This is a genomic window from Pantoea sp. C8B4, assembly GCF_051336905.1.
GTDB lineage: Bacteria > Pseudomonadota > Gammaproteobacteria > Enterobacterales > Enterobacteriaceae > Pantoea > Pantoea rwandensis_B.
Map to the genome: position 1 here is coordinate 1 of NZ_JBGMNK010000031.1, position 7,742 is coordinate 7,742.

Below are 7,742 nucleotides of genomic sequence, written 5' to 3' on the forward strand. Positions count from 1 at the left end.
TCATGGGGATGTCCTCATGTGGCTTATGAAGACATTACTAACATCGCGGTGTATTAATCAACGGGGAGCAGGTCACAACAACCACTGGGAAGATAGTGATGATAGCTGGAGTTCCCAACTTAGTGGTTACGATATTTATATGGTTTTTCACTACAAATAAAAACCGGAGAAATTGCGTGGTATGTTTTTTAAAAAACAAGAATTCCCTTTTCAAAAAAACTCATAGCCCGTAATTTTATTCGCCCACAAGTGGGCTTTGCCTTTGCTGTTACACAGCTTCGGCCCCTAAATTAGGCGTCAAATGCCTAAGGAAGTTCGTGGACATTCTAAATAATAGAGAGATTGCAATTGCGTTATGGCTTCTAGCAATTTCGATTTTCATTTTTTCTTCATCAAAAATGGCGGCAGTTAGAAATGCCTTCAAAGGCGTCCTAGCGGCTTTATTTGTTAAACAAATAATGCGTGTGCTTTGTTTGATGGTTGCCTACATGACAATTGTCATTTACTGGCTTTCTGCATTGGGACTATGGAACTTTGAACAGCTAAAAAATACTGTTTTTTGGTATGTTTCTGTTGGTTTCATGTCTCTATTTAAGCTTGAAGAAATTAGAAAAGATAAACTTTTTTTTAAGCACTCGGTCTTAGATAATTTGAAACTACTAGCGATTCTTCAATTTGTCGTTGGTGTGTATACTTTCTCTCTTTGGGTCGAGGTTCTGCTATTCCCTGTTATAGCATTATTGGGAGCTATGCTAGCTATTGCTAAAACCGACAAAAAACATCATCAGATTAAAATTATTCTAGAATATTGCCTAACTTCATTTGGGGTAGTCTTAATTGTTTACACGTTGTACATGTTAATGACCGATTTTGGTGAGTTTGGGAAAGAAAAAACTGCATACGACTTCTTTACCCCTCCATTACTGACTATTTTTTACTTACCATTCGTTTTCGTTATGTTAGTTTATTCAACATATGAACTGGTATTTGTTCGTCTTAGGTTTTCAATAAAGAGTCGGTTCCATAGATATGCGGCTGTAATCTTTGCATTTATATTTTTTAATGTTAGGCTCAGCCTGCTAGAGCGATGGTCATTTCAAGTCGCCAAAACAAACATAGCTTCCTACTCGGATCTAATTGATACCTTTAGGTATATATTGAAAGCGAGATATTCTGAGAAAAACCCAAAGGAAGTGCCAAAAGAGCAAGGTTGGAGCCCTTATAAAGCTAAAGAATTTCTCGTAAATAAAGGGTTGAGTATTGGATTCTACAATAGATCTTTCGAAGAAGAATGGTTTGCATCATCCCCTATGGAAGAATTTAGCGATGGTAATATCCCGGACAATATCGCTTATTATGTTGAAGGCTCGGAAGACGTTGCAAAAGTACTCAAGCTTCAAGTGAACGTGAATGATGCTTCCAGAACCCATCAGGCATGCGAAAAATTAGAGGCTGTTGCAGAAGCTTTGAGCATGTCAAGCTTAAGCCTGCCTTTATCTGAAGAGGTGAAAAGTGCTATTTCAGGATGTAATTCACATTCTGAGAGAGTTCAGAATAAAACAATCACATTGATTGTAGAGCACTGGCCAAATCATGAGTTTAATGGGTTTGGTCTCAAGCTGCTGATATCAAGCATTTAACAAAGTGCTGATGTCGGACAAATTTTCCCCAAAGCGCGGCGTTAATGTCTGCTGGTCGCTCATTGCTGCCCTACCTGCCTTCTTGGTAAGCAGCCAGGCGCCGAAAGCGCAAGTAGATAAAATCAATCTGTGAGGCTCAATGGAGAACCTGTCAGAATCTATACTACATCTTTTCAGCTATCGCGTTGGACAGATGCCTTATTCAGCAACATCCTTAAGAATTCTTCGTGCTTTGCGCGATGGTCATAGATTTCTGTTAAGAGGTGACAGAAGCCATGCTTGCCAGATCAGGTATCACCCTGTCTCTAAACAGAGAGAAGATCGAACAGCCCTAAGTGTTATACCGCTAGAGCGAGCTGGATTGATTGCATTTGAGTCAGAGCCTTTAACTCCAGGCCGATATTACAGTGTAAAAATGACAAAAAAGGGGATTGAGTGGTTAGACGAAAATGATCCATTCGCTAAGAATTAGTAAAAAAATGATTTACTTCCTATGAAAAACATCTCCACCTGAACAAACATCTGCTATCCGTTCACAGCAGCCTTCTAAGTCTTGCCTACTGCAGCAGCGTGCCTTCGCGGAATTTGAAGACAGAAGTCTGTGTGGATCAGTAGGAACCAGGTCACCTGCCTTTGCAAGTTGAATAGAGCGAAGATACCTTCGGTTTTGGTAAAAGGGTGTAATATTGTCTGGCTTAATTAGTCCTGACTGAGCAGAAATCCAATCTCGCTCAGATAAGAACTGCTTCAGCAGAACTCGCTGCCGGACGGGGCAGCAGGTTCGCCCCGTCATCGTTAACAGAGAAATATACTGAACGTTAATTACCTCTAATTGTCGAAACAGGTATGGAGATCATTCTCTGTAACGAATTTCACCCGCCATGAGCGGGTATTTTTTTGCCCTGCGCCCTGTAGTTAAGCCCGGAACTCAAGCAAAAAAAATCCCGCCGGAGCGGGTGTCATATGGTAGTGACCACACCAGGGAAAATCGTTATTGGCTACACACCGCTGAAGCTACAGCGAGCGTATTAACTTAAAGTTTAGCAGTGCTAATTGATTAAGGTTTGTAAGGTGAGGTAAACCTGAGACGCCGAAAATGAATCCCTTATCCCCCCTCGGCACAATAAAAATGATTTTTTCTCACCCCCATTGCTCTCAATTCTCCACTACTGTTAAAGCTTCACTTAAGCCAAATAAGGAAGTGCTCAACATGACAGCATTAACGTTACGTGGTGGTTCTGGAAATTTTGCGGCCGATCGCGATCGTGCATCAGCAGCGGGCAGGAAAGGTGGGCAGATGAGTAGTGGCAACTTCCGCAACGATCCAGAACGCGCCCGCGAAGCGGGTAGAAAGGGTGGAAAGATAAGCCGCAGGGCATGAATTAAGATATCAATACGACCGCACAGGTTTCGTCGGCCATCTGGCCCGAAACGCAAAAGGATGCGTTTCGGGCCAGCCTTGCTGCCTTTAATCCTCTTCGGGCATTCAGGCTGCGTTCCTCAATATGGTCAGTTAACTTAACGAGTATTCTATTTTAGTGATTCACCCAGGACATTTGCCTATGACCGCTGGGCGACAAAAGAGCTAAATGTAAATAAAAACCAAATTTAATCTATCTGGAATAGGATTTTGGATTAGGATCCGCTGGCCAGTTCCCCCGGAAATGGTCGCGTTTAGTGCAAGAGTGACGCCTGGAGTACTGTTCTGCTGCCCTCAACCAAAACTGCCGCCTGAACGCTTCTGATTGCGTCGCTTATCGCTATCGCCTGCCACGTATCCTCCGTAGCGAGCAGGAAGGTCTGAAGCTTCAGAAGCAGTTGGGCGCTGGTTATAGGCTCCCTCTCATTGAGCAACTCAATAACGGCTTCGCCCATTACTTTGTCAGACAGCCTTTCATCTTCATTTCTGTACATGTGTGACCTGCTTGCTGTGAAAGCTCTGCCCGTATGGCAGACGCAGCCTACAGGCTACGTTAAAACTTGCGGTCCAACATGCAAAGATGTCAAAAGTTATCTCTTAAATGCATATTTATGATTCGCGCTTAGCTCACAGTCACATGCGTTACACGAAAGAGACTTTCCCTGCTCAAGAAACACTCAGCTGTCATGACTGAAATGTCTGCTGTTCGCTCACTGCAGCCCCTTTCGCCCATTGCATTGGGTACTTTTATGCCAACAGCGGTTGTTCGAATTAAACTTTGTAGTTAAAAAAACTTCAAATACCCCGTATCACCTTCGACTTGTCTTTGAAATCCGCACCATTCTGAAAATTTTTCATTGCCATTAAAACTTTACATTAACTCATTGCAGGTAAGAGGTCACATCAGTACATTTATGTAAAATAGGAATGCTCTAATTGTGGAGATAAAACATGGACAAGATACCTTCAGGAACAGCCCTTGCCCCTTTACTGACAGGAATCATCGGCGAAGCCGTACTCGAACTTATAGATCGTGGCAGAAATGTCAGCAGAGAAGACATTGTGACCATGCTGGAGAAGAAAAAACGTGCGTGCGAGCTCCCGGCTGTCGCGCGTGTCATTGATGATGCGCTTTTCTGGATGCGTAAAGATGCCTCCAGCTGATGATTTGCGCGGGTCTGAGGGCAATCGCCGGGCGTATATTAATGTGCAAGATGCCCCTCTTATGCTGAGGCAGAAAGATCATTAAGCTGGTAGATGTTAGAAGAACGAAACGACTGGCAGGTGAGAAATTCCCCGTTGTATGGCAAACAGCATTGCTAGCAACATCTATCACGAACATCTGCTGATCGCTCTTCGCTGCCCATGAGCCTTTCCTTCGACTGCTGGGTGCCAAAAGCGGAAATTGATGGAGGAGTTTATTTTGGTCTAGTAGGCTAAAGCTCAACGTTCCAACATTTGCTCCCCACAAGATTCCCGCTAATCAGGTGAAGGGCCACGTTCCAGAAATGTGGAGAGTGCAATATAACTACGTACCGATCTCACTCCATCCACACTCTGGATCTCCATTAAAAAGTTTTCAAGCGACTCGATATCAGCTGCCCGAACCTTGATCAGAACACAACCGTCACCTGCAACGGTATGAAGCTCTTCAACCTCCTTACGGCTCGTAAACTGCAGAAGCGCTCGCGTCGCCTGATAGCTGCTTGTATCTACTACAAGAAACGTCAATAGCGTCCTGCCAAGCTTACAACCATCGAGTATCGCCACCGTTCCCTTAATTACGCCATCACGTTTCAACCGCTTTACCCTGTCATGGACTGCCGGCGCTGACAAATTCACGATTTCGCTCAGCTCGGTATAACTGCGACCAGCATCCTCCGCCAGAACACTTAATATTTTTCGGTCAATTGCATCAAGATTTGCAGGTTTATGCTTTAACTGCCGAATACCATCTGTTTCTTTATCGAATGCGCTCATTAGTGTTCCAGTGCTGAATGAATGTGTGAATATAATTGATTCTACCTAATGATATTCAGTTAAGCACACAGTTTGGAGTTTCAATGCCCATCGCACTATTCGCGCTAGCCACTGGCGCATTTGGTATAGGTCTGACAGAGTTCGTGATTGCCGGTATTCTTCCGCAGATAGCAACTGACTTTGGCGTCAGTATCCCGTCAGCCGGGACAATGGCCACATCCTACGCACTGGGTGTGTTTGTCGGCGCTCCGCTTATGACCGTGGTTGGCGCAAGGATACCGCGTAAAGCCATGCTGATAGCGCTGGCCGTCATTTTCACCCTTGGCAACGTCATTACCGCTTTAGCCCCCACACTATCAGTAGCAATCGTGGGTCGCGTCATTACTTCCTTCAATCATGGCGCCTTCTTCGGTATCGGGTCGATTATCGCAGCCTCACTGGTTGCGCCGGGTCGCCAGGCAAGCGCCATTGCTTTTATGTTTTCGGGTTTGACTGTTGCTAATCTGGTTGGCGTACCGCTGGGGACCTGGCTGGCTCAGGCGTTCAACTGGCGTCTGGTCTTCTGGGTTATTGCAGGCATAGGTCTGCTTACGGTCGCGGCTATCGCCTCGCTCGTTCCCCATCTTGAAAAGGGCAAGCCCATCGCTTTAAAAACTGAGATGCGTGCATTTGTAGATCCTCAGGTTCTGCTGGTTATGGGAATTACGGTCTTCGGTCCGGCGGCCTTCTTTACATCAATCACCTATATCGCACCAATGATGACCGGGATCGCGGGTTTCTCTGACTCAGGTGTGGCGTGGCTTATGGTTCTGTTCGGGCTGGGACTGGCCGTGGGAAACTGGATGGGAGGGCGTTTTGCCGATCGTTCGCTATTTGGTACGCTTTTTGTCACTCTGGCTGCTCAGGGAATAGTGCTTCTTATTTTCTGGGTTGGCGTAGAAAATAAGCTGGTCGCCGGTGCTTCCGTTTTCCTCATGGCTGCGTTTGGTTTTGCGACTGTCTCTCCCATTCAGAAACTGGTTATGGATCGTGCCAGCCATGCCGGTGCGCCAACAATGGCAGCTTCCGTAAATATTGGCATGTTTAATCTCGGTAATGCGCTCGGAGCATGGGTAGGTGGAGCCACCATAGCAGCCGGATTTGGCTTGGTCTCGCCAAACTGGTCCGGAGCCCTTCTGTCATTTATCGCGCTCGGCCTTGCTTTTCTCGCATGGTTAAGTGCCCGCAAGGAGTTTGCAGTGCGTGTAAGCTCATATTGACCATGTCTGACAACGCATAAGTCAGAAACCTCCAAAGAATTGGACGTCTTGTCGATAGCTGGGCGTCCCTTTCGGTTTTGGGTTTAATGCCCTTGCATTGACCAGCGTTGTGTCAAATTAGAGGTTACAGAGATCAATATATGTTAATCAATACGGCGCAGATCACTTTCTCTGTACGGCAGGCACTATGAAACGCAGAACTTTTATCAAAATTGCCTCCGCCACAGCAGCCCTGACTGCACTTTCACCTTTAGCCAGTTATACCTATGCAAAAGGAACCGTACCAATGAAGTATCGTGGTGTTGTCTACGATGTTGGCCTGAGATTTACCGCCAACTCCCCACTTTCAGTGCCTTCATTCAACCCTGAACTGTTTGCCCATGATATCAAAGCGATTGCCACGCAATTACATGCGAATGCCATTCGAATTGAAGGCGAAGACATTGATCGTCTGGTGTCCGCCACGCGTATCGCACACCAAGAAGGGCTAGCCGTATTCTTTAATCCCTGGAAGATGAATGTTCCTGTCAACGAACTACCCGCCTATTTCGCTGAAGCCGCCAGCGCTGCCGAATTGCTTCGTCAGGAAGGGATAAATCTCGTCTTCGTGGCGGGTTGTGAAATGTCTTTGTTCAATGAGGGTATCCTGTACGGCGATTCGGTTATCGAGCGCACAGAAGGTGTCATTGAAATGATAACCGCGAGACAGACAGGTGTTTATGACAACAAGACCCGCGATAGAATGGCGCTCTTCAATGACATCCTCGAGCAGATCATGCAAGGTGTACGTTCTGAATATCGTGGCAAAGTAACCTATTCACAAGGCATATGGGAACAAGTCGAATGGAGTCAGTTCGATATTGTTGGTATCGATCATTATCGCGCCAGGGAATCAGCTGAAGAGTACGTCAGTATGCTGGAGCACTACCGCCTGAATAAACCGCTAATCGTGATGGAGGTCGGGTCCTGCGCCTATGAAGGTGCCGGCAAGCTTGGGGCAGGTGGCTTCATGAATTTACTGGGCACTAATCCTGATGGTTCAGGCATTTTTGCCAATGACGTCGTACCCACTCGCAGCGAGCGTGAACAGGCAGACTACATAGAGGAACAGCTTAGTTTGCTCAGTGGCCCCGAAGCCGGTGTCGAGGGCGTTTTCATCTATGTTTTCTCATTCCCAACTTTTCCACATGGCGAAGGGGCAAAAGATTTGGATATGATGAGCTTTTCGTTGGTCAAGACATATCCAGCTGATAGATCTAAGGGGCAGGAAATGCCCCCGTGGGAACCCAAGGAAGCATTCCACCGACTGTCAAAAATATACCAATCAATGTCGGCCAAGTAATAGCTATCACAGTGTCCGCTTTTCGCTGTGAGTTCAATGGCTCGATGCAACGCTATCCTTAATCAAGGGGGGACGTTGCCATGAAACGAAGAACTCGTATT

Annotated in this window: 7 protein-coding genes; 5 read left to right on the forward strand and 2 right to left on the reverse strand. The window is 46.0% G+C overall.

What is annotated here, in order from left to right; genetic code table 11:
• The first annotated feature begins 317 nt into the window (after positions 1–317).
• Positions 318–1,640 carry a hypothetical protein gene (locus tag ACCW76_RS20765; protein ID WP_436340007.1) on the forward strand — a complete coding sequence of 441 codons (1,323 nt, stop codon included), beginning with the start codon at positions 318–320 and terminating at the stop codon, positions 1,638–1,640.
• 1,210 nt (positions 1,641–2,850) lie between these two features.
• Positions 2,851–3,021: a general stress protein gene (locus tag ACCW76_RS20770; RefSeq protein ID WP_436340018.1), complete on the forward strand. Its 171-nt coding sequence runs from the start codon at positions 2,851–2,853 to the stop codon at positions 3,019–3,021.
• Between the two features lie 293 nt (positions 3,022–3,314).
• Here the strand turns inward: ACCW76_RS20770 and ACCW76_RS20775 are convergent, their stop codons facing one another.
• A complete protein-coding gene (locus ACCW76_RS20775; protein WP_436340009.1) occupies positions 3,315–3,554 on the reverse strand; it encodes a hypothetical protein in 240 nt (79 codons plus the stop codon).
• 457 nt (positions 3,555–4,011) lie between these two features.
• Between ACCW76_RS20775 and ACCW76_RS20780 the strand changes: the two genes are divergently transcribed.
• A complete protein-coding gene (locus ACCW76_RS20780) occupies positions 4,012–4,224 on the forward strand; it encodes a hypothetical protein (RefSeq protein WP_436340011.1) in 213 nt (70 codons plus the stop codon).
• A gap of 315 nt (positions 4,225–4,539) precedes the next feature.
• Here ACCW76_RS20780 and ACCW76_RS20785 read toward each other — a convergent pair whose 3' ends face one another.
• Complete coding sequence (locus ACCW76_RS20785) at positions 4,540–5,040, reverse strand: Lrp/AsnC family transcriptional regulator (protein ID WP_436340013.1); 501 nt, start codon at positions 5,038–5,040, stop codon at positions 4,540–4,542.
• 83 nt (positions 5,041–5,123) lie between these two features.
• Here ACCW76_RS20785 and ACCW76_RS20790 point away from each other — a divergent pair, with 83 nt between their 5' ends.
• A complete protein-coding gene (locus tag ACCW76_RS20790) occupies positions 5,124–6,299 on the forward strand; it encodes an MFS transporter (protein ID WP_436340015.1) in 1,176 nt (391 codons plus the stop codon).
• A gap of 187 nt (positions 6,300–6,486) precedes the next feature.
• On the forward strand, positions 6,487–7,641 hold the full coding sequence (locus ACCW76_RS20795) for a hypothetical protein (protein WP_436340016.1): 1,155 nt from the start codon (positions 6,487–6,489) through the stop codon (positions 7,639–7,641).
• Positions 7,642–7,742: the final 101 nt, after the last annotated feature.